This is a genomic window from Actinomyces sp. oral taxon 897, from assembly GCF_002999235.1.
Classification (GTDB): Bacteria; Actinomycetota; Actinomycetes; order Actinomycetales; family Actinomycetaceae; genus Actinomyces.
The window spans coordinates 2601817-2628561 of the sequence record NZ_CP027236.1 but is presented as its reverse complement, the minus strand read 5'-3'; the positions used below and the strand labels follow the sequence as shown (position 1 = coordinate 2628561).

The 26745-nt window shown below is 72.0% G+C and carries 22 protein-coding genes and 1 tRNA gene; 11 read left to right on the top strand and 12 right to left on the bottom strand.

Annotation, left to right across the window (positions count from 1 at the left end; translation table 11 throughout):
* Positions 1-86: 86 nt before the first annotated feature.
* The 7 genes from C3V41_RS10365 to C3V41_RS10340 all read right to left on the bottom strand — a co-directional run bounded on the left by C3V41_RS10365 (position 87) and on the right by C3V41_RS10340 (position 8378).
* Positions 87-848 (bottom strand): hypothetical protein, encoded by a 762-nt coding sequence (locus C3V41_RS10365; RefSeq protein ID WP_106110188.1) that lies wholly within the window; start codon positions 846-848, stop codon positions 87-89.
* A complete protein-coding gene (locus tag C3V41_RS10360) occupies positions 845-1318 on the bottom strand; it encodes a hypothetical protein (protein ID WP_106110187.1) in 474 nt (157 codons plus the stop codon). The genes C3V41_RS10365 and C3V41_RS10360 overlap by 4 nt, the downstream gene beginning before the upstream one ends.
* Positions 1319-1533: 215 nt before the next feature.
* On the bottom strand, positions 1534-1794 hold the full coding sequence (locus tag C3V41_RS12920) for a hypothetical protein (protein WP_129591571.1): 261 nt from the start codon (positions 1792-1794) through the stop codon (positions 1534-1536).
* Between the two features lie 408 nt (positions 1795-2202).
* Positions 2203-3156 carry a hypothetical protein gene (locus C3V41_RS12915; protein ID WP_129591570.1) on the bottom strand — a complete coding sequence of 318 codons (954 nt, stop codon included), beginning with the start codon at positions 3154-3156 and terminating at the stop codon, positions 2203-2205.
* A gap of 403 nt (positions 3157-3559) precedes the next feature.
* On the bottom strand, positions 3560-4399 hold the full coding sequence (locus C3V41_RS10350) for a PspA/IM30 family protein (protein WP_106110185.1): 840 nt from the start codon (positions 4397-4399) through the stop codon (positions 3560-3562).
* A gap of 142 nt (positions 4400-4541) precedes the next feature.
* Entirely contained in the window at positions 4542-6818 is a 2277-nt protein-coding gene (locus tag C3V41_RS10345; protein WP_254423572.1) for a TPM domain-containing protein, read from the bottom strand.
* Positions 6819-6971: 153 nt separating this feature from the next.
* Positions 6972-8378, bottom strand: a complete 1407-nt coding sequence (locus C3V41_RS10340) for a hypothetical protein (RefSeq protein WP_106110184.1) — start codon at positions 8376-8378, stop codon at positions 6972-6974.
* Between the two features lie 295 nt (positions 8379-8673).
* Between C3V41_RS10340 and C3V41_RS14270 the strand changes: the two genes are divergently transcribed.
* The 6 genes from C3V41_RS14270 (at position 8674) to C3V41_RS10310 (ending at position 15155) form a co-directional block, all read left to right on the top strand.
* Entirely contained in the window at positions 8674-9642 is a 969-nt protein-coding gene (locus tag C3V41_RS14270; RefSeq protein ID WP_106110183.1) for a type 1 glutamine amidotransferase, read from the top strand.
* A 49-nt stretch (positions 9643-9691) separates the two neighbouring features.
* Positions 9692-10291 (top strand): NYN domain-containing protein, encoded by a 600-nt coding sequence (locus C3V41_RS10330; protein WP_106110182.1) that lies wholly within the window; start codon positions 9692-9694, stop codon positions 10289-10291.
* A 303-nt stretch (positions 10292-10594) separates the two neighbouring features.
* Positions 10595-11335 carry a response regulator transcription factor gene (locus tag C3V41_RS10325; protein WP_106110806.1) on the top strand — a complete coding sequence of 247 codons (741 nt, stop codon included), beginning with the start codon at positions 10595-10597 and terminating at the stop codon, positions 11333-11335.
* Entirely contained in the window at positions 11335-13158 is a 1824-nt protein-coding gene (locus C3V41_RS10320) for a sensor histidine kinase (protein WP_106110181.1), read from the top strand. Before C3V41_RS10325 ends, C3V41_RS10320 begins: the two co-directional genes overlap by 1 nt.
* A gap of 270 nt (positions 13159-13428) precedes the next feature.
* Positions 13429-14682, top strand: coding sequence for an HD domain-containing protein (locus tag C3V41_RS10315; RefSeq protein ID WP_106110180.1), 1254 nt, complete (start codon positions 13429-13431; stop codon positions 14680-14682).
* A 179-nt stretch (positions 14683-14861) separates the two neighbouring features.
* Entirely contained in the window at positions 14862-15155 is a 294-nt protein-coding gene (locus C3V41_RS10310; RefSeq protein ID WP_106110179.1) for a WXG100 family type VII secretion target, read from the top strand.
* A gap of 340 nt (positions 15156-15495) precedes the next feature.
* On the opposite strand, the gene groL is transcribed toward C3V41_RS10310, so the two are convergent.
* The 3 genes from groL to C3V41_RS10295 form a co-directional block, all read right to left on the bottom strand.
* On the bottom strand, positions 15496-17118 hold the full coding sequence (gene groL / locus C3V41_RS10305; protein WP_106110178.1) for a chaperonin GroEL: 1623 nt from the start codon (positions 17116-17118) through the stop codon (positions 15496-15498).
* Positions 17119-17543: 425 nt separating this feature from the next.
* Positions 17544-19010 carry a glycoside hydrolase family 15 gene (locus C3V41_RS10300; RefSeq protein WP_106110177.1) on the bottom strand — a complete coding sequence of 489 codons (1467 nt, stop codon included), beginning with the start codon at positions 19008-19010 and terminating at the stop codon, positions 17544-17546.
* Positions 19011-19186: 176 nt separating this feature from the next.
* Entirely contained in the window at positions 19187-19819 is a 633-nt protein-coding gene (locus C3V41_RS10295) for a LytR C-terminal domain-containing protein (RefSeq protein WP_106110176.1), read from the bottom strand.
* A 60-nt stretch (positions 19820-19879) separates the two neighbouring features.
* Here C3V41_RS10295 and C3V41_RS10290 point away from each other — a divergent pair, with 60 nt between their 5' ends.
* The 5 genes from C3V41_RS10290 (at position 19880) to C3V41_RS10270 (ending at position 24309) form a co-directional block, all read left to right on the top strand.
* Complete coding sequence (locus tag C3V41_RS10290; RefSeq protein ID WP_106110175.1) at positions 19880-20557, top strand: uracil-DNA glycosylase; 678 nt, start codon at positions 19880-19882, stop codon at positions 20555-20557.
* Positions 20554-20892: an imidazolonepropionase gene (locus C3V41_RS10285; protein WP_106110174.1), complete on the top strand. Its 339-nt coding sequence runs from the start codon at positions 20554-20556 to the stop codon at positions 20890-20892. Before C3V41_RS10290 ends, C3V41_RS10285 begins: the two co-directional genes overlap by 4 nt.
* A 50-nt stretch (positions 20893-20942) precedes the next feature.
* Positions 20943-21680: a glutamine amidotransferase-related protein gene (locus C3V41_RS10280; protein ID WP_106110173.1), complete on the top strand. Its 738-nt coding sequence runs from the start codon at positions 20943-20945 to the stop codon at positions 21678-21680.
* A gap of 44 nt (positions 21681-21724) precedes the next feature.
* Positions 21725-22459: a response regulator transcription factor gene (locus tag C3V41_RS10275; RefSeq protein WP_106110805.1), complete on the top strand. Its 735-nt coding sequence runs from the start codon at positions 21725-21727 to the stop codon at positions 22457-22459.
* 251 nt (positions 22460-22710) lie between these two features.
* Entirely contained in the window at positions 22711-24309 is a 1599-nt protein-coding gene (locus tag C3V41_RS10270) for a sensor histidine kinase (RefSeq protein WP_106110804.1), read from the top strand.
* Between the two features lie 360 nt (positions 24310-24669).
* Here the strand turns inward: C3V41_RS10270 and C3V41_RS10265 are convergent.
* Positions 24670-24742, bottom strand: a tRNA-Ala gene (locus C3V41_RS10265).
* Between the two features lie 172 nt (positions 24743-24914).
* Entirely contained in the window at positions 24915-26510 is a 1596-nt protein-coding gene (locus C3V41_RS10260) for a hypothetical protein (protein ID WP_106110172.1), read from the bottom strand.
* Positions 26511-26745 lie beyond the last annotated feature (235 nt).

Genomic DNA, 26745 nt, shown 5'->3' with positions numbered 1-26745 from the left:
GCGGACTGTGGGTCCCGGACTCACCCAGGGTGCGCCCGGAGTGCGCCCAGGTGGCGTCTCAGTACACCCGGAGACGGCCGGGCCGTCTACCTCCCGGTCCAGATCCACTGACTGACCGCGGCCCAGACCTGGATACCGAGGACGGGTACCAGGCTGATCTTGCTGGCGGGGCCGCGGGGGTTTACGGTGGGGCCCCCGTCGTCCTCGATCGCGTAGAGCATGTTGGACGTCCCCAGGGTCATCTGCCCGGTCGGGGCGTCAAATCCCTCGGGGCCGCGTTCCTCGCGCATGCGCATGACAATGCTCCAGCGGTCCTCCAGGGCGTCACGGACGAATCCGGACTCCTTGGGTCCCTGGGACCCGATGAGGTGCATAATGTCGACGGCGGCCTCGGCGTCAGCGAGCTTCATGGCGGAGGCGAGGGTGTCGAAGACGGAGTCCGGCCCGTCGTCGAGCATAGGGCGAGGGTGGAGGTGGTCGTTGGCCAGGACAATGTGGGGTACCTCGACGGCGTCACAGGAGTAGATGTGGATGCCGTCGGTGTCGTAGCGTTCCACGGTGCAACGGTGCTCAAGCCAGAAGGTAATGTCACGGACCGGCATCTCGTCACGCGGATCGAGACGGCGGCTGGAGTAGCGGGCGCGCGCGTTGACGAATCCTGAGAGGATCTCGCGGACGGCTGTCACGGGGCCCTTGGGGCCAGTTATCCCGAGGTCAGCGAGTCCGGCGTCGGCGGCGTCCTGCGGGGTGGGGCGCTGCGCAATATGGTTTGACACCATGCGCCCCAGGACGTCCCACTGCTCGGGGGTGAGTATCATGACACCGCGGTCGATGTCGAAGGAGCTCATTCGGTGACCTCCAGGCTCTGGGCCATCTCATAGTACTGGGCAAGGAACGTGCTGAAGTCCCGGGTCCGGCAGGTGAAGGTGGCCGTCCACAAGCTGGTGCCCTGGGTCTCCATGTCCAGCCAGGCGACCTGGAGCACCGTCAGGGCGTCCTCGTCCAGAATGTATACTCCGGCGCGGACCCGGGACATGTACAGGTCAAAGTCCGTGGGGACGTCCTCGATGAGACGCATACCGGGAATGCTCTCCACCATGGCCCGGGCGGACTCCATGAGCTCCTGCTCAGGATCCTGGTCGGGGCCTACGGGGACCCTGACCACGACGAGATTGGCGGCGTAGCCGACCCGTTCCGGGGGGATGGCGGCAATATAGCGGACGGCGTCCCCCGCTACGTCGGCGAAGGCCGGGGCGAAATCGGCGGCGCTGAGCTCCTGCCAGCCCGGCGCCAGGTGGACGGTAATACTATCCCGCATGGGTGTGGCCTCCTCAGCCGATGATAACGGTGATATTACCACAGGGTGCGGGGACGCGAGCCCCTCATTACGACGGCACCTCTTTGTGTCGCCCTTCACGGGACGGACGCGGGGGAGTCATCGTGCCGCCCGAGCGTCCTGCGGGCTCCGGGAGTCGCCGTCGGGTGTCATGCGTGGGCTGCCGCTGGGTGGTCGCATCCTGCGGGCTCCGGGAGTCACCGGGTGCCCGCAGGTGGGGCGTGGTCCTCGTCCACCGGCGCGGGGGCGACGTCGGGGTAGCGGCCAGGGGTGTAGGCGTGCCTGCCCCGGTAGGCCTGGGAGGGGGAGCTCTCCACGTCGTACTGCACCCCGCGGATGTGCCGCCCCTGACGGAGCCCCCACCTCGAGCGCCTGCCGGCAGGAGCCGCCCAGGCCTCCCGCTCCTCACGCCCCTCAGCCAGAAGACGCCGCCTCTTCTTCTGCCACTCCGGGTACATAGGCGCTGGCAGAGGGATGGGGATAAGGGCAAAGCCGCAGGCCATTAGAGACAGAAGCATTAAGCAGCCCAACAGCATTACGGGCAAGGACTCATAATCCCACCCCATATTTTCAAGAAAGATCATGTCACCACAAGTCAGGACCGCCACACCTACCGCTGGCTCAAAAAGCGCAACCGTGTTCTTCCCTCCCCCATCCGCCATACCTCGGCACAGATCCGCGACCCACGAGTCAGAGAACATCTCCATCCACCAGATCCACAACAGGATAATACCGCCCACAATGAGGTAGATCCCGTCCCAGAGATGATCCGACATACCAAACTCCTGCTCCGCCTCATGGAAGTTAATTCGAGACGACCAAACCTACCGGCACACTTCGGTCATTAAACGCTCGACACATTGCCATCACCCAAACAGCTTTCCCAAGCTTTTCCCCAGGCCGCTAACAAATTTGGCTGCCGCCTTACCGACAGATGCCGCCACCCCTGACGCAAGGACTCCGCCAACAACACCGCCAACAATACCGCCGACTGCCGCGCCCAGCGGTCCACCCATGCAAGCACCAATAGCTGCTCCAGTTTTAGCGCCACCAGTAGCCGCGAGGTATGAAACAGCAAAGTTGGCAGCTCCGCTCGCAGTTGCACGTGCAATTTTTTCATTTTCACCTATGGCCGGGTTATGAGAATCTTTCTCCCATTGATCGTAGGCGTTGACAACGAACGAGAGGGCATTGCCCGAACGCCCGGCCCACTTAAGTGTGGTAGTAACCCTAGAGGACTGCAGTGTTGTCGCGACCTTACCCGCCTTCGTACCCACTGCCTCGGCGGGATGCGGCGACCAGTGCTTGAGTGCACCGGCAAAGAGCTTCCCAGACCAGCGACTTGTGTCTGCACGATAGGGCAACCACTTCTGGGCGTATCCAGTGACACGTCCCAGGCCCGCACCACTGGACCTCAGGGCGGCGCCGGTCACCAAGTTCGACACGTTCTTCAGACGGCTAATACCCCAGCCTGCGGTGCGCATGAGGCTCTTGGGATCAAGCCCGAGAGACGGAGCGAGGAAGTCGCCGATTGTCTTCGTAATCGGATTCTCCTTCCTGATCCCTGCACAGGCGTCCGTAAACTCCTGACGTGCGGCGGCCTCCCGATCCCTCGCCTCCCTGGCCTCAACCACCAGGCCATTGTACGCATCGACCCGAGTCTGGGCACGCTCAGCCTCTGTCATAGTGTTCCGACTCAGGATGAACGGGAAAGGAACAGTCGGATCCTTTAGCTTGCCCATAGCCGGACCGAGCTCAATAACCGTAGGAGGTTTTGGCTCCATAATCTTCTCGTCCTCGATATCCAGTCTCGCGGCCACTGCCTTCTCACGGATACCATCCAGGCGGGACTTGACACTCCTCAGGTCACCGGCGAGGTTGCCCAGGGCGGTCTTGTACTTCTTCAGGTCCGCGATCAGATCCTGGCAGTCGTGAACAATGTTATTGAGCTCCTTCAGGGCCTCATCGGCTGCCTCAGACGTAAGCGGCGGCAGTCACCGACCAGCTGCAGCCCGTGGGGCTGCCAATGCTCTTGCCGCTGATCTGGCTCTTCGCCCCGTCAAGATACGACAGCACCGCGGAGACGCCGCTTGTGGGGCTGCCGGTGAACTCTCACCGGCAGCCCCACAAGCCATCCCACCAGCTAAGGCGCCGTCGGGACCGCGGGCAGGAGCCGCCCGGGGACGCTCAGCGCCCAGTAGGAGAGTGCTCAGTAAGGAGCGCTCAGTAGGAGGAGGTGTCCTCCGCCGGGGCGGCCTGCTTGCGCTTGAGGGCGGCGAAGGCCGCCTCGACGGCGTCGTCCCCGTCCGTGATCTGCGCCGTCGGGGAGGGGCTGGAGGGCAGCTCGGCGGGCCCGGCCTTGAGGGCGGCCAGACGGGCCTCCGCCTCCATCTGGGTGGAGGAGGCCTCCAGCTCGGCGAACTGGGACTCCAGGGAGGAGCCCGCCAGCTCCATCTGGCCCATGGCCTGGGCCTCGACCCGCCGCACCTGGTCCTCGTAGCGGGACAGCTCGCTGGTGGGGTCCAGGACGTTGATGGAGCGGATCGCCCCCTGGACCTTGACCTGGGCCTGGGCGGTCTTCTGGCGGGCGATCAGCTGGTCGCGCTTGGACTTCAGCTCGCCGAGCTTGACCTCCATCTGCTGGAGGCCCGTCTTGAGCTGCTCGACGACCTGGCGCTGGGAGGTGATCATGGGCTCGGCGGCCTTGGCCTGGTTCTCCGCCGTGATCTGCTTGGTCAGGGCGATCTTGGCCAGCGCGTCCCACTTGTCCGCGCCCGCGGTGTCCCCGCGCATACGCATCTCGTCACCCTTGCGCGAGGCCGCCAGGGCCTTGTTGCCCCAGTCCCGGGCCTCGGCCACGTCGGCGGCGTGGTCCTTCTCCGCCAGGCGCAGGTTGCCAATGGTCTGGGCGACGGCGTCGCGCGCCTCGGCGATCGAGGCGGTGTAGTCGCGGACCAGCTGGTTGAGCATCTTCTCAGGATCCTCCGCCCGGTCCAGGAGCGCGTTAATGTTGGCGCGGGTGAGCTGGGAGATACGTCCCAGGATCGACTGCTTCTCAGCCATGGTCTGCCTTTCGGTGTGGATCGGTGCGGGGTCGGCCCGAGGACGTCACCCCTGGTAGGTAGGTTCTCACGAGTACGGTCAGGCGCCTGGCACCGCGGGCCGGAGAGGGGTACCAGGAGCGAGCCGGTCGGTGCCCGGCGGGTCAGAAGTCGTCACCACCGCCGCCGAAGTCCCCGCCCCCGAAGTCAAAATCTCCTCCGCCGCCACCGAAGTCGTCACCACCGCCGCCGAAGTCCCCGCCCCCGAAGTCAAAACCTCCTCCGCCGCCACCGAAGTCGTCACCACCGCCGCCGAAGCCACCGAAGCCGCCACCGCCGAAGCCACCGAAGCCGGGGCCGTCGTCGTCCCAGTGGTGATGGTGGTGCTCGTGGTGTCCACCGCCCAGGCCGCCCAGCAGGAGCCCTCCCAGGACCAGGGAGCCCAGGTCGAGGCCACCGCCACCGCCGCCCAGGAACCTGCCGCCTGAGCGGTAGCCGCCGGACCCGTAGCTGCTGTTGCGCACGTCGGACTCGGCCAGGGTCTGGGCCTGGGCCGCCAGGGGCTCACCGGTCTCGACCTCGGCCAGGGCCGCGGCGGGGTCGTCGGCCTGCACCTGCGTGGCGGCCGCCGCGTGCCGGGACGCCTCGGACAGGGCCGTGCGGGCCGCGGGCCCCACCACCCCCCGGTTGGTGGTGATGTAGGAGGTGACGGCGTCGACCTGGGAGTTCAGGCGGGACAGGCGCGAGCCCAGGGCCGTGCGGGCCCGGGAGTCGTTCTCCTCGCGCTCGCGCGCCGGGGCGAGGGCCGCGTCAATGGCCGCCTCGGCCCGGGTCAGGTGGTCCAGGGCCGCCAGGGGGTCCCCCGTCGCGTTCATACCGGAGGCCGCACGACCTGCGGCGATAGCGGCCTCGGCGTCGGCCACCAGCGGGTCGAGGGTCGCGGCCGGGATAATGCTGGACAGGCGCCGGGCGTCCACGAGGTCAGAGGACAGGGAGCCGATCGCGGCCGTCAGGTCGGAGGCGGCACGCTCCAGGCGCTCACGGGCACCGGTGACCTGCGTGGACAGGGTACCGGCCTGGGCGATCGCGCCCTGGGCAATGCGCACCTGCTCCACGGCGGTGCCCTGCTGCCCGGCGTCCACGGAGGCCTGCGCCTGGTCCAGGGCGGTCCGCCCGGCCTCCAGGAGGCGCTGCGCCTGCCTGGGGGCGGCCGCCACCGAGGTCAGGGCGCTGTCGGGGTAGGTGGCGCGCAGGGTGGTCAGGAGGATGTCGGCCTGGAGGATGGCCTGCTCGGTCTCGTCAGCGCGCTGGGTGGTCTCGGCAATGGAGGCCGGGAGGTTGGCCTCCAGGCCCCGTCGCTCGTTGAAGGCCTTCTCCTGCTCGCGGATAGCGGCCACGGCCGCCTGGGAGCGGGAGAGGATCTCGGAGTACATCTCCCACTGCTGCCGGGGGGTCTCGGGGACGTCGTCCTCCAGGACCTTGCGGATCTCGAAGGAGGCGGTCACGTGCTCACGCGCCGTCCCCAGGGCGGCGGAGAAGGCGTCCGTGGCGGCCAGGCCGAACTGGGCCTGCGCGTAGGACAGCTCCTCGTCGGCAGCCCGCACGGCGTCGTCGGCGGCCACCAGGGCGTCCACGGCCTGGGTCTGGAGCTGCTCAATGCTCTTCGGCGTGGGGGCGCCGGTGACGGCGGCGGGGTCTTCCTTCTGACGACGCCGCCTCAGGATCCACCAGCCCCCTGCTCCTGCCACAGCCCCTCCTGCAAGTAGTGCGGTGCCCACGCCCGGGCCCGAGTCCGTCGAACTGGTGCTGAGGGCGCCCGAGCCCGCGGACGTGCTCCTCGTGGCGCCCCGGTCCCCGGTGGTCCCCGCGCCCGCCACCCGCGTCTTGATCAGGGAGGGGAGGGCGGCGACGGCCTTGTTGAAGTCCTTCTTCTTCAGGTAGGGCTTCAGGGAGTCGGCAATGGAGACCTGGTCGCCCTGGCTCAGCACGCCGGAGGGATCCGCCCGGAACAGGAAGGAGTTCGAGCCACTGTCAGGCACGTTAATGACCAGGATCACGTCCGAGGCGCCCAGTCCGGTCGCCTTCCAGGCGGACTCGGCAAACTCCGCCGCCTTGCGGGAGGAGTCGGCAATGGTGACCACCCACAGGTGCAGGCCGGTCTCCTCCTTCACCTTGGCCACCGCGGCCTCGGCGTCGGAGTTGTCCAGGAGCTTGGCGTCGTCGGTGACGGACTTGCTCAGGGTGGTGGAGGTCAGCCCCTGGGGACCCAGGGGGAGCGTGCCCGGGGCCCTGCCGGGGGCGGCAAGGGCCTGGCCGGGGTCCGCGGCGGGAGGGGCCGACGCCGCGAGTGCGGCGGAGGGCGCGACCAGGGCAGTCAGGAGGAGGCCGGAGGCAGCGAGGCGGGCGGCATGGGGAAGTGCGGTGGGCCGAATGATGTCCACGGGTACATCCTCGGAGTCGGGACCGCTGGTGGCAAGCCATTTCGCCACCGGCGCGCCGCCTGCGCCCCGCAACGGGCGCCCTGGCCCCGGCTGACGGCCTTGGGTGAGGCCCGCCGCCTGGGCCCGGCGCGGGTCCGGACTGGTGCCGACGGGCTAGCCGGCTCTCCAGTAGCTGGGGCGCGAGGCCCTCAGGTCGTGGTCTACGCACGCCCGGACGTGGGGCACCTGCTCGGAGGCGTACCGGACGATCTCCAGCGCACCGACCGGGTCCCAGCACGCGGCCTGCCTGACCTGCTCCCGCAGGTCCCGCAGCTCGGCGGCGCCCTTGCGCGCCCTGGCGCTCATGAACCGGCCGCTGTGGGACATCCGGGAGAAGACGGCGTCCAGCTCCCGGTCCAGCCTGGCCGTCTCCTGGTGCAGGCGGCCGCGGGCCCGCGCCATTCGCCTCTCGCTCTCACGGGCGGGGCCCAGGACGGCCGACAACCGCCTCTGGGCTCCCTGCAGGTCCTCAAGCACGTCCTGGGGCTCCTCCTGAGGACCCGTGCTCGCGGCCCGGTCGATCGCCTCCCTGGCGGCCGCGAGCGCCTGGCCCAGGTCCGCGGGGTCGAGGTTGGCCGTGACGCTCGGGCGCTCGGCGTAGGCGATGTCGGAGCGCAGGGAGGTCACCCTCCTGTCCACCAGGGCGCGGGTCTGTACCACCTGCTGCCTGGCCTGCGTGACGCCGTCGACCAGCTGGCGGGCCCGGACCAGGGTCCTGCGGGCCTGGGTCAGGCGGCACCCCGCCTCCACCTGGTCGCGGGCGCGGGCGGCCTGCTGCCCCTTGTCCGCGTCCTGACCGGCCTGGTCCAGGAGGCTACCGGCCTGGGCCAGGTCCTCCTGGGCGGCGGCGACGACGGACACCGGGAGGTCGCTGGACCCCTCGAGCTCCGCGAGCCTGGCCTGGACCTCCCGGCGCAGCTGGAGGACGTCCTGGCAGACCTCGTCCAGGTCACCGGCCGTGCGCCCCTGGGCCTGGGGCACGTGCGCCGCGGGCCCCTGGTAGGACAGGATCTTCTTGGCGACGGCGACCGCGTCCTCCATGCGGCGGATCCTCTCCTGACGGTAGGCGACCCGGCCGCCAGCGCCCTGGAGGTCGCGGTAGGCCTGGAGCCCCTCGCTGACCGCCTGCGCGGCGCGCCCCAGCTCCGCGGCGCGCTCCCGGGATCCCTGGTCGGGCCAGGGGTCCCGGCCCAGTTTCCCGAGCTGGAGCTGCACGGCCCTGTCGGTCTGGGCCAGGACGGTGGTGGCATAGGCCTGGCGGGCGGCGAGCTGGGCCAGGAAGCGACGTCGGGCCAGGTACCTGGAGACCAGGAGGACCAGCACGACGACGAGGGCCACGGCTCCCGCCCACAGGAGGACCGTGCTGACGGAGTAGCGTGCGGCGCCGGCCTCACCCACGGCGTGGGCGGGGGCGGCGGGCAGGAGGGCCAGGGCCGTCAGGACACTGGCGGTGGTGAGAGGAGGGCCGGGGGACATGGTGTCGGGGTGTCGGGGAGGCGTGGGGAGGCGTTTGCTGTCCACAGCACCATCCTGAGCGCGAGAGCGGTGGTTGGCAACCCTTTTTCGTGCGCGTCGCCACATGGTCCGGGCTGGGACCCGTGGGGACCGGGCGCGACACCACCCACCGCGTCGCCTGGCCCGGGCCCGGCCTGCCGCCGTGGGCTCACGGCACCGAGGCAGGGCGCGGCACCGGCTGGCCCGACAGCACGGCAGGGCCACGCCCCCGGGCCCGTCCTGCTGGTGCCACGCCCTCGGGCCCGGCCTGCTGGCACCTACAACTTGCGCACCCTGCGCACCTGCCTCTCCAATTGGCCCCATGACCTACCCCGACACACCCCCGCAGGACGCCGTACCGGCCCCCGGCGCCGGACAGCCCGCGGATGGCGCGCCCACGCCGGGTGCCGTCCCCGGCGCACCGGTCATTACCGTCATTGAGCCCGAGGCCCTGGCGCCGCTCGGGCGCCTGAGGCAGTGGCTGCTCGCCGAGGGCGCCACCATCCGCATGGTCCGCCCCGGTGCGGGCGACCCCGTCCCCGCCCTGGAGGAGATCGACGGCGCCCTGGTGGTGCTGGGGGGCGCCATGAGCGCCCACAGCGAGGACGACCACCCCTGGATCGTGCCGCTGCGTGAGCTCCTGGCCCAGGTCGTCACCGAGCGCGTCCCCGCCGTGGCCATCTGCCTGGGGGCCCAGATCGCCGCCGAGGCCCTGGGCGGCACCACCGCCGTGCCCGCACCCGACCACGCGGAGACCGGCGTCGTGGACCTGCAGGTCACCCGGGCCGGGAGGCAGGACCCGCTGTTCGCCGAGATGGTCACCGAGGGCCTGCGCGCCGCGGGCCCGAGCAGCCGCAACGGCACACTGCCCGTTATCGTCTCCCACGGCGACGCCGTCACCCGCCTGCCCGAGCAGGCCGTCCTCCTGGCCTCCTCCGAGCGCTCCCCGGTGCACACCTGGCGGGCGGGCCGCCTCCTGGCCTTCCAGCACCACCCCGAGTCCGACCCCGTCCGGGTGGGGTACTGGCGCACCCGTGACGCCCTGACCGAGCGCGGCCTGCCCCCGCACCTGGCCCGTGAGCAGGCCGCGGACCTGACCGGTGTCGCCCCCGCCTGGCCGGACGCCCCCGCCCAGGCCCCGGACCCCGAGTCGCTCCGGGAGGCCGTCGCCACCGGCCGCCTGGCCCGTGAGCAGGCCGAGGCGGTGGATCCCGCCGTCCAGGCCTTCGGCCGGGCCCTGGCACGGGTCCTGGTGCGTAGCGCCCGCTCCCGGCGGACACCGCACGCCTGAGCCTGACACCGCGTCAGAGGCACATGTGATCCTCCCGTAACATGGTCCTATGAATACCGCCACCTACCTTCTCGTCGACGGCGAGAACATTGATGCGACCCTGGGCATGAGCGTCCTGGGCCGCCGACCTGAGCCCGAGGAGCGCCCCCGCTGGGACCGCGTGCTCAGCTTCTGCGACAACCTGTCGGACTCCGCCGCTGGTGGCGAGGGTGACGACACGCGCGCACTTTTCTTCCTTAACGCCACGAGCGGACACATGCCCATGGGGTTCGTCCAGGCCCTCCTGGCCATGGACTACCGGCCGATCCCCCTGGCGGGCAGCGGCAGCCACGACGAGAAGGTCGTCGACATCGGTATCCAGCGCACGCTGGACGCCCTGGCCCAGCGGGCGGAGGAGGGCGAGCAGGCCCTCGTGCTCCTGGGCAGCCACGACGGGGACTACATCCCCCAGGTGGAGCGCCTCCTTGCCGCCGGCTCCAGCGTGGGGGTCCTGGCCTTCCGCGAGTTCCTCAACGCCCAGCTGGCCGCCCTGGAGTCCAAGGGCCTGACCATCTACGACCTGGAGACCAAGGTCCACGCCTTTACCATCCCGCTGCCGCGGGTGCGCATTATCCCGCTGGAGGAGTACGACCCCCTGGCCTTTATCTGAAGGGTCCTGGTGCGTCGGCCCCACGTCGACGCACCAGACCTGTGGGCCACGCGGGCCGTCAACGCGCACAGCCCGGCACGGCCCCTGGGCGGCCTCGGGTGGCCCACCTGGGCAGCCCCGGGTGGCACCGGTGGCACCAGGGTGCCCGCGCACGGACGCCCGAGACCAGGGCTCGTCCTGCTCACGCCCCCTCCGCCAGACCACCGGGCGACGTCGCCCAGCTTCCCCCGAGGGCGAACACCGCCGTCGCCACTCCAGCGTACATTCAGGTAACACACAGCATAACTCGGGAAGATGCCGGGCATGGACGCTGCCACCCCTGCTCCCGAGGCCCGGCTCCTCGTCGTGGACGACGAGCCGAACATCCGTGACCTCCTCGCCTCCTCCCTGCGCTTCGCCGGATTCGAGGTGGTCACCGCCGCTGACGGCAACGGCGCCCTCAAGGCCGCGCAGGCCGAGGGCGCCGAGCCGGACCTCATTGTCCTGGACGTCATGCTCCCGGACATGGACGGCTTCACGGTGGCCCGTCGCCTGCGCGAGCGCGACGTCACCACCCCCATCCTCTTCCTGACCGCCCGCGACGACATGGCGGACAAGGTCCAGGGCCTGACCGTGGGCGGGGACGACTACGTCACCAAGCCCTTCGGCCTGGAGGAGGTCGTCGCCCGGATCCGCGCCATCCTGCGCCGCACCCGCGCCGTGGAGGGGGAGGACGACGGCATCCTGAAGGTGGCGGACCTCATCCTGGACGAGGACGCCCACGAGGTGCACCGGGCGGGCGTGGAGGTGGACCTGTCCCCCACCGAGTTCAAGCTCCTGCGCTACCTCATGCTCAACGCCGGGCGCGTGGTCTCCAAGGCCCAGATCCTGGACCACGTCTGGGAGTACGACTGGAACGGCGACGCCGCTATCGTGGAGTCCTACATCTCCTACCTGCGTCGCAAGGTGGACCAGATCGAGGGGCGCGACGGCAAGCCCGTCACCCCCCTCATCCAGACCAGACGCGGCGTGGGCTACATGCTCCGTGAGCCCAAGGGCTCGTGATGGTCAGCCCGCGGACCCAGGCCCGGCGCGGCGGCCCCGCCCGCCCGGCCCGGGTCCGGACGGCCGCCCCCGGCGCCAACGGGGAGCCCGGCTCCCGCCGCCCCTCGACACGCTCAGTGAACCACCGGCCACGCCGTCGGGGGCGTTTTCACCCGGTCACGGCCGCACGACGTGTCTGGCACGCCCAGCCCCTGCGGGCGCGCCTGACCCTCATGACCACGGGCCTGCTGACGGTGGCCCTGCTGGTGTCCTCCCTGGCCGTCACCTCCCTGCTCCACTCCCACCTGCTGAACCAGGTCGACGAGCAGCTCCAGGCCACCGCCAAGACCATCGGCACCCAGGGCCTGGCCCAGATCCGCGCCGGCTCCTCCAACTCCATGCCCACCACCTACTACGTGGAGGCTCTCTACCTCAACGGCGAGAGCGGGCAGACCATTAACCCCGAGACCGCGGAGACCTTCGGCGTCCCCCGGGTGACGGGCCTGTCCCTGGAGAACGCCACCACCGCCGACGGCGAGGCCATTATCCGCACGGTGGACTCCAACCTGCCCAAACGCACCTGGCGGGTCATCACCATGCTCATTACCAGCAGCGACAACCAGGTGGTGGGCGTCATCGCCATCGGCCTGCCCCTGAGCAACATGATGGAGACGGTGGAGCAGGTCCGGGCGATCGTGCTGCTGACCGACGTCGCCGTCATCCTCACCGGCGCCCTGGCCGCGGCCTACCTGGTCAACCGCTCCCTGCGGTCCCTGCGTCAGATCGAGGGCGTGGCCGGGCGCATCGCTAGCGGCGACCTGTCCGCCCGCGTGCCCGCCACCGAGCCCACCACCACCGAGGTCGGCAGCCTCCAGCGGGCCCTGAACACCATGCTGGCCCAGAACGAGCGCGCCTTCTCCGTGCAGGTCGTGGCCCAGGAGCGCATGACCCGCTTCGTCTCGGACGCCTCCCACGAGCTGCGCACCCCCCTGGCGGCCATCCGCGGCTACGGCGAGCTCTACCGCATGGGCGGGGTGCCCGCCGAGCGGACCAGGGAGGTCATGGGACGCATTGAGTCCGAGGCCAACCGCATGGGGCGCCTGGTGGACGACCTCCTCCAGCTCGCCCGTATGGACGAGGGCCGCGAGATGACCATGGCACCGGTGGACCTGACCACGGTGTGCGCCGGGGCCCTGACCGACATGATGGTCCTGGCCCCCGACCGGGACTGCTCCCTGGTCTCCCTGACCGACCCCGACGCCGACCCCGTCCCCGTGGTGGTCACCGGGGACCGGGACCGCCTGGCCCAGGTCGTCACCAACCTCCTGGGCAACGTGGTGCGTCATACCCCGGCCGGGTCGTCGGTGGAGATCGCCGTGGGGACCGTCACCCACGCCCCCGCCGGCCAGGATCTCACCCCCGGCGTCCAGACGCCCGAGGCGGGGGCGCGCCGGGGTAACGGCCGGGCCGGTCGCACCGGCGGGGCCCGGGACGTCGGGGCACCCGGCAACGGGACCGGCGGCGTGAGGACCCCCGGTAACGGCGTCGCCACCGGGGCCGCCCGGGCCGCAGGCGCCTCCGCGGCGACCGCGGCGCTCATGAAGGGCTACGCCGTCGTCGAGGTCCGCGACCACGGTCCCGGTGTGCCCCCGGCGGAGGCCGCGAAGATATTCCAGCGCTTCTACCGTGCGGACACCTCCCGCAACCGTGAGACCGGGGGGTCGGGGCTGGGCCTGGCCATTGTGGCGGCGATCGTCGAGCGGCACGGAGGGTTCGTGCGGATGGACCAGACCCCCGGGGGCGGGGCGACGGTCCACCTGGAGCTGCCCCTGGCCGAGGGCTAGGGCGGTCCGGGGCCCGGACCGCTGGTGCCGACCAGGGCCCTAACGAGGCGGCCGGGCGCCGCGGGCACCCCCCGGAGCAGCACGCGCGGGGCGGGCCGTCGCGACCTCAACGTGACACGCGGCGACTCGCCGTGACCTAGCCGATATTTATGTTGTGACCAGGGGCTTTCCTCACACCGTGGGCTGAGGCTCCCCAGGTGTGATCGACTTTGCCCCCGCCGCGGCCTACGATGACATTCGTTTCATCCCTTCTGACGCGGAGGCTTTGTCATGGGCGTCATCGACGCACCGCAGTGGCTGCTGCCCGCCTACATCCGCAGCGTCAAGGCCCTGGGCGCCACCGCGCCCCAGGATGACGTTCGCGCTGCTGGTGAGCGCCTCATCGAGGAGTGGAGCACTCCCGACCGTCACTTCCACAACCTCAAGCACGTCATCGACATGCTGGCCCGGGTGGACGAGCTCGCTGACGCGACCCACAACCCGGACGTCATGCGTGTGGCCGCCTGGTACCACGGCTACGTCTTCTCCTCCACCCGGGAGGAGACCTACAAGCGCAACGGCGGGGAGGACGAGGTAGCCTCCGCCGCCTACGCCGCCCGTGACCTCCAGGAGCTCGGCCTGCCCCCCGCCACGGTCGACCGGGTCTGCGCCCTCATCCTCAACCTCAAGCGGCACAACCTGCCCGCCAACGACATTGACGCGATGGCGCTCAACGACGCCGACCTGGGCACCCTGGCCGTGGAGCCCCAGCTGTACAAGAAGTACCGGATCGCGGTGCGCGAGGAGTACCGGCACGTCCCCATCCAGGACTACCTGGAGGCCCGCCTGGAGATCGTCAGCCGCCTGCTCAGCCGCGACCGGCTCTTCTCCTCCCCCCTGGGAGCGCGCTGGGAGGAGGCCGCCCGCGAGAACCTCGCGGGCGAGCGACGTATGCTCGCGGCCAAGCTGGAGGCGCTGCGCTCAGGCGCCTCCATCGAGGAGGCCTCCAAGGTGGCCACCCGGGTGTGGAACCAGGTCCCCGGCACCACTGAGGTCGCCTCGCCCGTGAGCACGACGCCGTCAACCTCCTACGCCCCCGCAACCACCTTCTCAGCCTTCTCCCCCGTCTCCCCCCTCTCCCCCGTCTCCGCAGCCAGCGCCACGACCCTGAGCGGCGGCATCCCCGTCGTCCCGCCCCCGGGCGGGCGGGCCCCCTCAGCCGTCGCGGAGGCCCCGCGACGCCGCCCCGAGGCCAGGAGGGCGTACAACCGGCTCCAGCACGACGACCACGCCACCACCATGGAGTCCTGCGCGGCAGACATCGACCGGCTGCTGGGCGGGCGGCGCACCGCCTCCGCGTCCTCTCCCGCCCAGGCGGCGGAGGCGGGCCAGGACCGCCGCTCCATGGCCGAGGCGGCACGGGCCCGCCTGGCCCAGCAGGTCGAGGAGCGCCGACAGCGGGCCAGGGTGGAGCGCGAGGCACGGACCGGGGAGATGTCCCCCGTTACCGCGCCTGTCGTCCAGGACGGCGCCAGCCGCCTGTAGGACTTAAGAGCGCCCAGGGGTCGCTCAGCACACAGACACGGACGTCTGACGAGTTCTCCACAGGTCCAGAGGGTGCAGGCGCACCCGGGTCAGCCTCCTGCCTACGGTGGTTGGAGCCGCCGACCACGGCGGTCCCAGCCAGTGGGGCGTCCGCCCCCCGCACGGAAAGGCTCCCGCCCATGCCTGTCTTCGCAGTCGACACCCAGGCCGTCACGGACACCGCGACCCGCACCAGGACCCGTATCTCCACCATCCAGACGGAGGTGGACGCCATGAACGCCGACATCGCCACCCTCCAGGCCTCCTGGACCGGCGGCGCCTCCGCCTCCATGGCCTCCTGCGCCGCCAACTGGCACCTGACCCAGATCCAGGTCCAGTCCTCCCTCGACGCCATCTCCCAGGCCCTGGACAAGGCCGCCCTGTCCTATGACGACGCCGAGACCTCCAACACCTCGCGCTTCGGCCTGGCGTAGCCCGGGGCAAGGAGCAGGCCCCGGGCGGTAGGCCCCCTGAGCCCGGCCAGGGCCCGGCCGCCCGGGCCCAGCGCGGCCTTCCCAGGCGGTGCCCAGCGGCCAGGCGGCCCGACTCCCGGGCGAGTCCGGCTCCCAGGCGGCCACTGCGCCCAGGCAGCCCCCAGCCCCCAGCGCCCAGGTAGCCGCGCCCGGGAGGCCCGCAGAGCGACGGCGGGCCGCCCGCCCCCCCGTGGGGAGGGCGAGGGCCCGCCGCTCTACCTGACTCCAGTGGCCCGGCTCACGCCCACGGCCCCGGAGAGGCTACCCGGGCTCGCCGGAGCCGCCCGGGCGACTGGTCGGCTCAGTACATGCCGCCCATGTCGTCGCCGCCGCCACCGGCCGGGGCGGCCGGGGGCTCGGGCTTGTCGGCCACGACGGCCTCGGTGGTCAGGAACAGGCCGGCGATGGAGGCCGCGTTCTGCAGGGCGGAGCGGGTGACCTTGACCGGGTCGGCGATGCCGGCGGCCAGGAGGTTGCCGTACTCACCGGTGGCGGCGTTCAGGCCCTCACCGGCAGGCAGGTTGCGGACGCGCTCGACCACGACGCCGCCCTCCAGGCCGGCGTTGACGGCGATCTGCTTGAGCGGGGACTCCAGGGCGACCCGCACGATGGCGGCGCCGGTGGCCTCGTCGCCCTCCAGCTCCAGGGCGTCCAGGGCCTCGGCGGCCTGGAGCAGGGAGACGCCGCCACCGGCGACAATGCCCTCCTCGACGGCGGCCTTGGCGTTGCGCACGGCGTCCTCAATGCGGTGCTTGCGCTCCTTGAGCTCCACCTCGGTGGCGGCACCGGACTTCAGGACGGCCACGCCGCCAGCCAGCTTGGCCAGGCGCTCGGAGAGCTTCTCCTTGTCGTAGTCGGAGTCGGACTTCTCGATCTCGGCGCGGATCTGGCTCACGCGGGCCTCAATGGCGTCCTTGTCCCCGGCGCCCTCGACAATGGTGGTCTCGTCCTTGGTGACGACGACCTTGCGGGCCTGGCCCAGGTCCTCCAGGGTGGCGTTCTCCAGCTTCAGGCCCACGGTCTCGGAGATGACGGTGCCACCGGTGAGGATGGCCATGTCCTGGAGCATCGCCTTGCGACGGTCACCGAAGCCGGGGGCCTTGACGGCCACGGACTTGAAGGTGCCGCGGATGCGGTTGACCACCAGGGTGGCCAGGGCCTCGGCCTCGACGTCCTCGGCGATGATCGCCAGGGGCTTGCCGGTCTGCATGACCTTCTCCAGCAGGGGCAGCAGGTCCTTAACGTTGGAGATCTTGGACTCCACCAGCAGGATGTAGACGTCCTCCAGGACGGCCTCCTGGCGGTCGGCGTCGGTGACGAAGTAGGGGGAGATGAAGCCCTTGTCGAAGCGCATGCCCTCGGTGACCTCGAGCTCCAGGCCGAAGGTGTTGGACTCCTCGACGGTGATGACGCCCTCGTGGCCGACCTTCTCCAGGGCCTCGGCGATCTTGGCGCCGATCTCCTCGTCCGCGGCGGAGATGGAGGCGGTGGCCGCGATCTCGTCCTTGGTCTCGACCTCCTTGGCGTCAGCCAGCAGGCGCGCGACGACGGCGGTCACGGCCTTGTCGATGCCGCGACGCAGGGCGATGGGGTTGGCGCCGGCGGCCACGTTGCGCAGGCCCTCACGGACCAGGGCCTGGGCCAGCACGGTGGCGGTGGTGGTGCCGTCACCGGCGACGTCGTCGGTCTTCTTGGCGACCTCCTTGACCAGCTCGGCGCCGATCTTCTCGAAGGGCTCCTCGAGCTCGATCTCCTTGGCGATGGTCACGCCGTCGTTGGTGATAGTGGGGGCGCCCCACTTCTTGTCAAGGACGACGTTACGGCCCTTGGGGCCCAGGGTGACCTTGACGGTGTCGGCGAGGGTGTTCAGGCCGCGCTCCATGCCACGGCGGGCCTCCTCGTCGAAGGCGATGATCTTGGACATTGAGTTTCCTCCACGATGTGGTGGCGACCGGTTGGTGCCCGCGACGGACGGGGCGGGTCGGCCCGTTCAGGTCACGTGCCGACGTCGTCCCTCACCTCCCGGCCAGGGTGTGATCACCCGGGGCTGTCACTCGACGGCCCTGAGTGCTAACCGCAATGCTGGCACTCTCGACCTGCGAGTGCAAGACGCGCAGGTCCCCGTCACACGTGTGTTTGCCGACGGCCGATTTCTCTGCCGCACGGCTCCCGGGCCCGGTGGCCGACGTCACCACCGGGCGGGCCAGGGCCGGTCGTGGACCTGCGCACCCCAGGGGGAGATCTCACGGGGCGTCCGTCCAGGGCGGCGCGCCTCCGGCCCGGGGCCAGCCTATCCAGGGCGGCACGCCCCTGGTCCGGGACCAGGCCCGGGCGGGGTGCCGCAGGGGCTCAGCAGGTGGCCAGGAGGACCAGGGCGTCGGTCCAGGCCAGGGGTGCGGGCCCGGCCGGGGCGCCGTCGGGACCCACCTTCTCAGGCAGGGCCCCGCTGGCGGTGCGGTGGGCCTCCAGCCAGGCCAGGAGCGCCTCGGTCTCCCCCTGCCAGCCCCAGCCGCGCGCGGACAGGGCCATTAGGGCGGTCTCGGGGGTCCAGGAGACGCCGTCGTCACGCCAGGAGGATCCCGGGGCCAGGCCGCCGGACCTTCGGCCCAGACGCGCCCTGGCTGTGGCCCGCACCGCCCCCACCCCCGGAAGGGCCTCCATAAAAGGCGGGCCGACCAGCGCGATCGCGGCGTCGACGGCGTCGGTACGCGGGTAGCGCCCCCAGGTCGGCCCGTAGTTGCGCACCACCGCCTGGCGTACCCGGGAGCACCGCTCCCCCAGTGCCGACGCCTCCAGGCCCAGGTCCAGGCCCGCCCGGGCCAGGGCGTGGGCGGCCTCCAGGCCCATGAGGACCGGCGCGGCCGTGCCCAGGGTGAGGGTGCGCTCACGCACCTCCCAGTAGTCCGGGCTGGCGGCGGGCAGGTGGCTGGGCGTGGCGGTACGGGTCATGAGGCAGGCCGCGGCCCGCCCCAGGGCAGCCACCAGGCGCCCGCCCCAGCCCGGGGTGGCAGGCCCGCTCTGGGCGCCGGCCCCGGACTGGGTACTGGCTCCGGACTGGGTACTGGCCCCGGACCTGGCGGCGGACCCGGGCTGGCTGGTAGGCCCGGGCTGGGCGCCGACAGCAGAGGCACCCTGGGACGCGCCGGTGGGTGCACCCTGGGGCGCGAGGGCGCCGCCCGCCAGGCACCCGGCGGCCCAGAGGAACCAGCCGACGCCGTCGGTCTGGGCGGGGCGGGCGTCGGGGACCTGGCCGCTGTGGGTGTAGCGGGCGGCGAAGGAGCCGTCGGGCAGCTGGAGGGCGGCCAGGTGGTCCAGGACCGCCAGCGCCTCGTCCCCCAGCCCGACGGTGCCCAGGGCCACGGCCCCGAAGGAGGCGTCGCGGGGCCAGGTGTAGCGCCAGTAGCCCACCGGGGCGGCCACGACGGCGCCCGCGGGGAAGACGGTGGCCGGGCGGGACGCGTCCGGCCAGGCCAGGGTGGGGCCGGTCAGCGCCAGCAGGTCGCACAGGGCGCCGTCGGCCAGCTCGGCCCAGCGCCCGGCGGCCAGGCGGGCTCCCGCGCGGCGGGCCAGGGCGGCGTGGGCCAGGGCCTCGTGCCCGGCCGGCGTCCCGGCGCCGGCGGCCGTCCCCAGCGCCTGGGCGGGCAGGCGGGTGCCGGGGACGTAGACCGCCCCGGCGCCGGCAGGGAGCACCTCCACGGTCCCGTCCGCCCCCAGCGCGACGCCGTCGGACAGGAGCGTGGGCGCCGCCCGGTAGGTGGCCCGCCGGCCGAGGGCGCCCCCGCCGACCAGCAGGGCCGCGCCGACACCCCAGCGCACCAGGCGCCGACGGCTGGGTAGCCCGCCGACAGGCCCTTGGTTCGCTGTTCGCGAACTACCTGTCCCGCTGCCCCTCAGGCGGGCCGCCCGGCCCGGGTCGGGCGGCTGGCCCTCAGGTCCCCGCCCGGGAGCCTGGGGACCGGCTGGCCGCGACCCCGGATCCGTCGGCAGGCGCCTCACTCCGAGAAGTCGGAGCGCAGGATGACCACAATGGGGTTGGACTGGGCCTCCTCGGGGGACTCCACCAGGTTGCTAATGCCCAGCAGGCTGGCCACGGCGCGGGCGGTCGCGGCGCTCTCCGGGCGGTAGTAGACGGTCGTGGCCTCCGGGCTGTCCTTCTGGTAGGAGCCGTCGGGGACGGACACGCCCGTGTACCCGGCGTTCTCCAGGCGGGAGCCGGTGCGGCCCGCGAGCCCGTTGGTGGTGGTGCCGTTGTAGACGGTGATGCCTGTGGTCAGGTCCGCGTTGGACGCCCGGGTGGGGGTCGGCGTCGACCCCGGCGTGGCCTGCGTGGGCGCGGCGGTCTGCTCGGCAGAGCCCGTGCTCCCCGCCGTGCCCCCACCGCCCTGGGCGGCCGGTGTCCCACCGGCTTCCGTCTTCGCGCTGGCGGTGGAGGCGGACGTGCTCTTGCTGTCCGCGGTGCCCAGGAGCTTGACCGCCCCCCACGCCAGGGCAGGCACCACGACGAGGATAATGAGAAGTGGTAGCCAGCTGCGCCACGCGGGGACGGAGGCCCGGTGGACACCGACAGGGACCCGCTCGTCCTCGGCGACGTCGAACTCGTCCTGGGGGTAGCTGTAGTTGCTCACGAGGAGGACGATACCGGGCGGCAGCCCTCCTCGTGGCGACAGACGCACTAGGCTCGTGCCGTGAACCCCGCTCAGCCTCTTACCCAGCTCATCGACCCCTCATGGGCCGCCGCCCTGGCCAGCGTGGAACCCACGATCCACGAGATCGGGGACCGCCTGCGCGACGAGGTAGCCAACGGCGACGGCTACCTGCCCGCTGGGACCGACGTCCTACGCGCCTTCACCTACCCCATGGACCAGGTCAAGGTCCTCATCGTGGGGCAGGACCCCTACCCCACCCCGGGCCACGCCATGGGGCTGAGCTTCTCGGTCGCCCCCGGCGTACGCCCGCCGCGCAGCCTGGAGAACATCTTCACCGAGCTCGTCTCCGACCTGGGGGTGGAGCGCCCCACCTCGGGGGACCTGACCCCCTGGTCGCGTCAGGGCGTCATGCTGCTCAACCGGGTCCTCACCGTGCGGCCCGGGGCACCGGCCTCCCACAAGGGCTGGGGCTGGGAGAAGGTGACGCAGCGGGCCATTGAGGCGCTCGTGGAGCGCGGCGGGCCGCTGGTGGCGATCCTGTGGGGCCGCCCCGCCCAGTCCCTGACCCCGATGCTGGGCTCGACGCCGGTCATCGCCTCCCCCCACCCCTCGCCGCTGAGCGCCTCACGGGGCTTCTTCGGCTCCCGGCCCTTCTCCCGGGCCAACGAGATCCTGGTGAGCCAGGGGGCGACGCCGGTGGACTGGCGGCTGCCGTGAGCGCCCCGGGGGCCGCCCCGCCGACCCGGCCGGTCCCTGAGCGCATCGTGTTCCCCGGGACCGAGGTGCTCGACCCCTACGAGATCTTCTCCGCCCCCGGCTACCAGGCGCCCAGGCAGAGACTGGACCCGCTGGCCCTGGCGGCCCTGGCGACGACCCTGCTGTGCTGGATCCCGGGGGCCGGCGCGCTCGGCGCGGGCCTGGGCCTGGCGGCGCTGAGACGCCTGCGCTCCTCCTACGCCACCGGGACCACCCAGGCGTGGGCTGGCGTCGTCGTGGGCGGGGTGTCCACGGTGGCCTGGATCTGGGTGATGCTCCTCATCTCGCTGCCCTAGGGGAGAGTCAGCCTCGTCACCTGGCGGCCATCTCTCGTAGGGTACGCACTGTGCTTCCCTTCATTATGGTGTCCACCCGCCCCGAGGTCGAGGCCGCGCAGGCCGAGTGCGAGTCCTTCCGGCTCCAGGGCGGCCTGACCGGCGGGGACCTCCACCACGTGCACCTGGACGAGATCGACTTCCTGGACTCCTTCCACGCCGAGGACGTCTCGGGGGTCTTCATCGGCGGCAGCCCCTACGACGTGTCCACCCCCCGGGGCTCCAAGACGCGCACCCAGCTGCGGGTGGAGGAGCAGGTCCGCGACCTGCTGGCGGTCGCCCTCAAGGAGGGGGTGCCGGTACTCGCCACCGGCTTCGGGCTGGAGGTGCTCTCGGACTACCTGGGGACACCCACCTCCCCCGAGTTCGCCGAGGACCTGGGGGTGGCGGAGGTGTACCTGACCGCCGACGGGCGGCAGGACCCGCTGCTGGCCGGCCTGCCGGAGACCTTCACGGTCCTGGTAGGCCACCACGAGGGGGCCCCCGAGGTCCCGGCGCACGCCACGCTGCTGGCTGGCTCCCCGGACTGCCCGGTCCAGATGATCCGGGTGGGCCGGGCCGTCTACGGCACGCAGTTCAACCCCGAGCTCGACGCCGAGCGCTTCGCCCAGCGGGTAGGGGTCTACGCCGACGCCGGCTACGGGGACCCCGGCACGGTGGACGACGTCATTGCCGAGGCCCGCTCCGGGGCCTGCCACCAGGCCGGACGCATTATCCGCAACTTCGTGGAACACTTTACTCGTGACTGAGGTCACACAGAATCCACACAGTTCTCACGTGTTTGATGAAGGGCATGACTACTCCCTCTGACACCCTCACCCGCCCCGACGGCTCACCACTGCGCGTCCTGGTGGTGGATGACGAGCAGATGCTCGCCGACCTCCTCGCCTCGGCACTGCGTTACGAGGGCTGGGAGGTCACCACCGCGGGCACCGGCATCGGCGCCGTCAAGGCCGCCCAGGAGACCCGGCCCGACGTCGTCGTCCTGGACATGATGCTGCCCGACTTCGACGGCCTGGAGGTCATGCGGCGCATTCACGGGCGCGACCCGAACGTGCCGGTGCTCTTCCTGACGGCCAAGGACGCCGTCGAGGACCGGGTGGCCGGGCTGACGGCGGGCGGGGACGACTACGTCACCAAGCCCTTCTCCCTGGAGGAGGTCGTGGCCCGTCTACGCGCCCTCCTGCGCCGTGCCGGCGCCACCAGCGACCAGCGCGCGAGCCTGCTGGAGGTCGGCGACCTGCGCATGGACGAGGACTCCCACGAGGTGTGGCGGGGCCGGGACGAGATCCACCTGACCGCCACGGAGTTCGAGCTGCTGCGCTTCCTCATGCGCAACCCGCGCCGGGTCCTGTCCAAGGCGCAGATCCTGGACCGGGTGTGGAACTACGACTTCGGCGGGCAGGCCAATATCGTCGAGCTCTACATCTCCTACCTGCGCCGCAAGATCGACCGGGGGCGCGAGCCCATGATCCACACCATGCGCGGGGTGGGCTACGTCCTCAAGCCCGTCCAGAAGCCCGCCTGAGCCGCCCCGCCGTGACCTCGCCGACTCACCGTGGCGACGCCGCCGCGGACGCCTCGCAGGCCAGGGGCACCACGGGCGCCGCGCACGTCTCAGGCGCGCCGCCTGCCGCGGGCACCCAGGCCGCCCGGACGCCGCCCACCGCCCCCTCCCCTGAACCGGCCGAGACCCCTGGGCCGGAGCGCGGGGCCCCCGGGCCCGGACGCTGGCGACCCAGCCGGTGGCGGCTGCGTACCCGCCTGGCCGCCGCGGTCATGGCGGTCGTCCTGCTCATGGCCGCCGCCATCAGCACCTTCTCCACCCTCACCCTGCGCCACGCGCTCCTGGAGCGCCTGGACGAGCAGGTGGTCCAGGCCTCCCAGCGCGCCGCCTCCAAGAGGCACCTGACGCTGGACCAGTCCGACGGCGGTACCGACCGCAAGGCCGCCAGGAAGTCCGCCGCCAAGTCGGACCCGCAGGCCGGGTCCCCGAGCTCCTCAGGGGATCCCCAGGGCGCCACCGCCCCGCCCTCGGCACCCGCAGACACCACCGCCCCACGGGTACCACCCGGCCTGGACGCCCCGGGCCAGTCCGCCGGGACCCTGACCCTGGTGCGCACCGCGGACGGACGGTCACGGTTCGGGGGGTACATTGACCCCTCCGGCAACTACTGCACGCTCCCGGAGGAGACTCAGGCCATACTGCTGGGCCTGGCCCCGGCCGCCGCCCCGGTCACCGTCAGCGTCGGCTCCCTGGGGGAGTACCGGGTCCTGGTGAGCACCGACGAGGTCACCGGCGACACCGTCGTCACCGGCCTGTCCATGGCCGCAGACAACGCGCTCATCGGCCACCAGCTCGCCATCGAGGCGGTCATGGCCCTGGTGGGCGCGGTCATCGCCGTCGTCCTGGGCTCCGCCATGGTGCACCGCTCGCTGGTCCCCCTGGGACGGGTGGCCTCTACGGCCCGCAGGGTCGCCCGCCTCCAGCTGCGCTCGGGCGACGTGCGTATCGCCGAGCGGGTGACCCCCTGCGACCTGGCCTCCTCCCCGGAGGTGGGGCAGGTGGGGGGAGCCCTCAACACCCTGCTGGACCACGTGGAGGAGGCCCTGGCCGCCCGGCAGCGCTCCGAGACGCAGGTACGCCAGTTCGTCGCCGACGCCTCCCACGAGCTGCGCACCCCCCTGGCCTCGATCCGCGGCTACACCGAGCTCATCGCGCGCCAGGGGGCCGACGCCGACCTGCCCCAGGAGGCGATGCGCGCCCTGGCGCGGGTGCACTCCGAGTCCGTGCGCATGACCGCCCTGGTGGAGGACCTCCTCCTGCTGGCGCGGCTCGACGCCGGGCGGGAGCTGGCCCACGACGAGGTGGACCTGGTGGGCGTCGTCCTGGACACGGTGGAGGACGCGCGGGCAGCCGGACCGGAGCACCTGTGGGAGATCGACCTGGCCGTGCTGGATCCTGAGGGTGAGGACGGCTCCGAGCCGGACTTTGACACCGACCCGCCCCTGGTGGCCGGTGACGAGGCGAGGCTGCGTCAGGTGCTGGTCAACCTGCTGGCCAACGCCCGCGTCCACACCTCCGCCGGGACGCGCGTGGTCACCCGCCTGGAGCGGCGTGGTGGCTCCCTGGTCCTCACGGTGGCCGACGACGGGCCCGGGATCGACCCAGCGGTGCGTGAGCGGCTCTTTGAGCGCTTCGCCCGGGGCGACTCCTCCCGGGAGCGGCGCACGGGGTCGACGGGCCTGGGCATGTCCATCGCCCTGGCGATCGTCGCCTCCCACGGGGGGAGCCTGACCGTGGACTCCGTGCGCGAGCCGGAAGAGGGGCACGGCACCACCTTCACGGTCACCCTGCCCACAGCGCCGGGCTCCTGAGGTCCGGCACCACGGCACCCCGGAGCGCGGGCCGCCAGATCGTCGCCGAGCGCGCCGACCGGCAAGGACCCGCCCGACGCGCGGGCCACTGGCAAGGCGGCAGGACAGTTCACACCCCCATCGGCTGACAGAGGTCCTGGGCCCTGGATAGTGCCAGTGAGCCCATTGAAATGGGTAAGTCGCGAATTTGTCCAAGGACGCCAGGGAGAGGATCGAGGAGTACTTCCGTGCCGAGGGTGCGGGGGAACCGGAGGAACTCTTCCGCTTCCGGCTCTCAGGAAGGACGCGGCTGTGGGGCGTCAGGGACGTAGGAGAGAAGCTCAGGGCACAGGTGCCGCGACAGTACGCGAACCTACTGGGTGGAGCTAGGGGGACTCGAACCCCCGACCTTCTCATTGCGAACGAGACGCGCTACCAGCTGCGCCATAGCCCCGGGTACGCAGAGATGGTAGCACCTGCCCTCCCGCCTCCGGCAAGTCGCCGCCCCGTGACCCGCCCCACCCCGGATCCTGGGCTCACGGCTGCGCGCCCCAGCCGTGCCGGGCCAGCAGCCGTGCCAGGGGCTAGCAGGAGCGCGTGCCGTGCCGGACAGCAGGAACGCTGCCCTACTCCCCGGCGGCGCGACGACGCCTGAGGACGGCCTCCAGGTCGATGGGGTGGAACTCGCGCTCCTCCATCTCCTCCTCGGGCGGGACGGGCACCTGGGCGTTGACCGGCCGGACCGGGGAGGCGACGACCTCGTGCTCGCCGGTGTCGAGGTCCTCGATCATGCGACGCGGGGCGCGCGCGGCGAGCGTGTAGGTGGGGGCCGGGACGTGCACCGGACGCCAGCCCTGGGGCGGCGTGGCCGGGGCGGGCATCCGCCTGGCCCGGGCGGCCAGTGCGGCACCGGGGTCCTCCCCGGTCAGCGCCGCGTCGGGGTCGTCACCGGTCAGCGGCGGCATGGAGGGCAGGAACGGCCCGTCGTACCCGACGGGCTCGGGCGCGGGCCTGCTGGCGCTGAACCGGCCCACAGCCGGCCTGGCCGTGACCGGCCTGCCCGACGTCGGGCTGACGACGCCCGGGAGCCGGGTCAGGTCCGGGCCCGTCGTCTCGGGGCGAACCGTCTCGGGCCCGCCAGCAGGCGGCGCGGGGGGCTGGGCGGGGCCAGCGGCGGGGCCCCCCTCCTCCTGGGCGTCCGGCTCGTCCTGGGCGGCCGGCTCCACGGAGGCGGGCGACGTCGGGGAGAGCGGGAGGTCCACGGCGTCCCCGCCAGGCCGGGACCCGGCCAGGGACTCCGCCACCGGCCTGGCCTCGGGGCCTGACGGCCCCGGCACGGGGTCCGCCTCCAGGCCTGCCGCCACGGGCCCCTCCGTCTCCTCGACGGAGTCCACGGGGACGAACACCGGCCGACCAGTCGGGCCCGCGACCGGATCCGGCCTGCCGACCGGCCCGGGAGCAGGCACCGGACGCAGGACGGGACCTCCTGCGGGGCCCGCCGACGGCGCGGTCCTCTGGTCCTGGACGGGCCGCTCGGGACGGGAGCCGCCCTGGTCGCGGTGAGGGGCGGTCCTGCGGGGGGCGCCGGGCACGCCAGTCGGACGTACCCGGTCGGCCGCGGTCAGGCCGCCCTCGTCGTCGGCCGCCTCGTCACCCTCCGGGTGCCTGCCGGTGAGCAGGAGGAGCTCACGCTCCAGGGCGGCGATACGACGCCGCTCACGGCCCTCGGCAGCGGCCGCGGCAATGGCCGCCCGACGTCCCGCCATGAGGGAGACGCCCAGCAGCGCGGTCGGGATGAGGGCGGGCCACCAGGGCACCGGGGTCGCCAGGCCCACGATCCACAGGCTCGCGGAGACCGCCACCAGGACCGCGAAGACGGCGGCGCGGCGACCGGCGGCCGCGCGACGGGCCTCGCGGGCCTCGTTGCGGGCGCGCCTGGCCTGTGCCAGCTCACGTTCGGTCCTCACGGAGCGGACGTTCCTCACGGTGGGTCTGTTCATGGCTCTGACCTCCGGTGGGCGGCGAAAGATCGTGGCATGACCGCTGCGAGTACAGGCCTCGTCAGCGGCGGAGGGCTCGTCGCTGGTCTCCAGGACCCGCAGCTCCGCGGAGTAGCGGTCCTCGGAATTGGACTGCCCCATCACCTCACGGCGTCCGACCAGGTACGGCAGGAGGTACACGGCAAGGATGACAACGAGTGCGACCAGCGCCCAGATCTCCATCCCCACACCTCAACGGTATTCGCCCGACAGGCGGCGGGGACGTAGGCGACCTGGCGTGTTGAACAGCTCGCGGTCCCACCCGACCAGGATATTGGACACGTCGCGGACCACAGATTCCTCAGCAGTCACACGGTTCCTGGGGTCCTCGGCAGTCACAGGAGCCCCACCTCGTGCTCCCCCTGCCCGACCTGGGCGGACCGCAGAAAACAGGTCCAAGGTCCTACAAGAGCGTCGC

Excerpts from the sequence above, each read along its gene's own strand:
- C3V41_RS10365 (WP_106110188.1), bottom strand. The coding sequence starts at position 848 with ATGAGCTCCTTCGACATCGACCGCGGTGTCATGATACTCACCCCCGAG.
- C3V41_RS10360 (WP_106110187.1), bottom strand. The coding sequence starts at position 1,318 with ATGCGGGATAGTATTACCGTCCACCTGGCGCCGGGCTGGCAGGAGCTC.
- C3V41_RS12920 (WP_129591571.1), bottom strand. The coding sequence starts at position 1,794 with ATGTACCCGGAGTGGCAGAAGAAGAGGCGGCGTCTTCTGGCTGAGGGG.
- C3V41_RS10350 (WP_106110185.1), bottom strand. The coding sequence starts at position 4,399 with ATGGCTGAGAAGCAGTCGATCCTGGGACGTATCTCCCAGCTCACCCGC.
- C3V41_RS14270 (WP_106110183.1), top strand. The coding sequence starts at position 8,674 with ATGACCTACCCCGACACACCCCCGCAGGACGCCGTACCGGCCCCCGGC.
- C3V41_RS10330 (WP_106110182.1), top strand. The coding sequence starts at position 9,692 with ATGAATACCGCCACCTACCTTCTCGTCGACGGCGAGAACATTGATGCG.
- C3V41_RS10325 (WP_106110806.1), top strand. The coding sequence starts at position 10,595 with ATGGACGCTGCCACCCCTGCTCCCGAGGCCCGGCTCCTCGTCGTGGAC.
- C3V41_RS10320 (WP_106110181.1), top strand. The coding sequence starts at position 11,335 with ATGGTCAGCCCGCGGACCCAGGCCCGGCGCGGCGGCCCCGCCCGCCCG.
- C3V41_RS10315 (WP_106110180.1), top strand. The coding sequence starts at position 13,429 with ATGGGCGTCATCGACGCACCGCAGTGGCTGCTGCCCGCCTACATCCGC.
- C3V41_RS10310 (WP_106110179.1), top strand. The coding sequence starts at position 14,862 with ATGCCTGTCTTCGCAGTCGACACCCAGGCCGTCACGGACACCGCGACC.
- groL (WP_106110178.1), bottom strand. The coding sequence starts at position 17,118 with ATGTCCAAGATCATCGCCTTCGACGAGGAGGCCCGCCGTGGCATGGAG.
- C3V41_RS10275 (WP_106110805.1), top strand. The coding sequence starts at position 21,725 with ATGACTACTCCCTCTGACACCCTCACCCGCCCCGACGGCTCACCACTG.
- C3V41_RS10270 (WP_106110804.1), top strand. The coding sequence starts at position 22,711 with ATGGCGGTCGTCCTGCTCATGGCCGCCGCCATCAGCACCTTCTCCACC.
- C3V41_RS10260 (WP_106110172.1), bottom strand. The coding sequence starts at position 26,510 with ATGGAGATCTGGGCGCTGGTCGCACTCGTTGTCATCCTTGCCGTGTAC.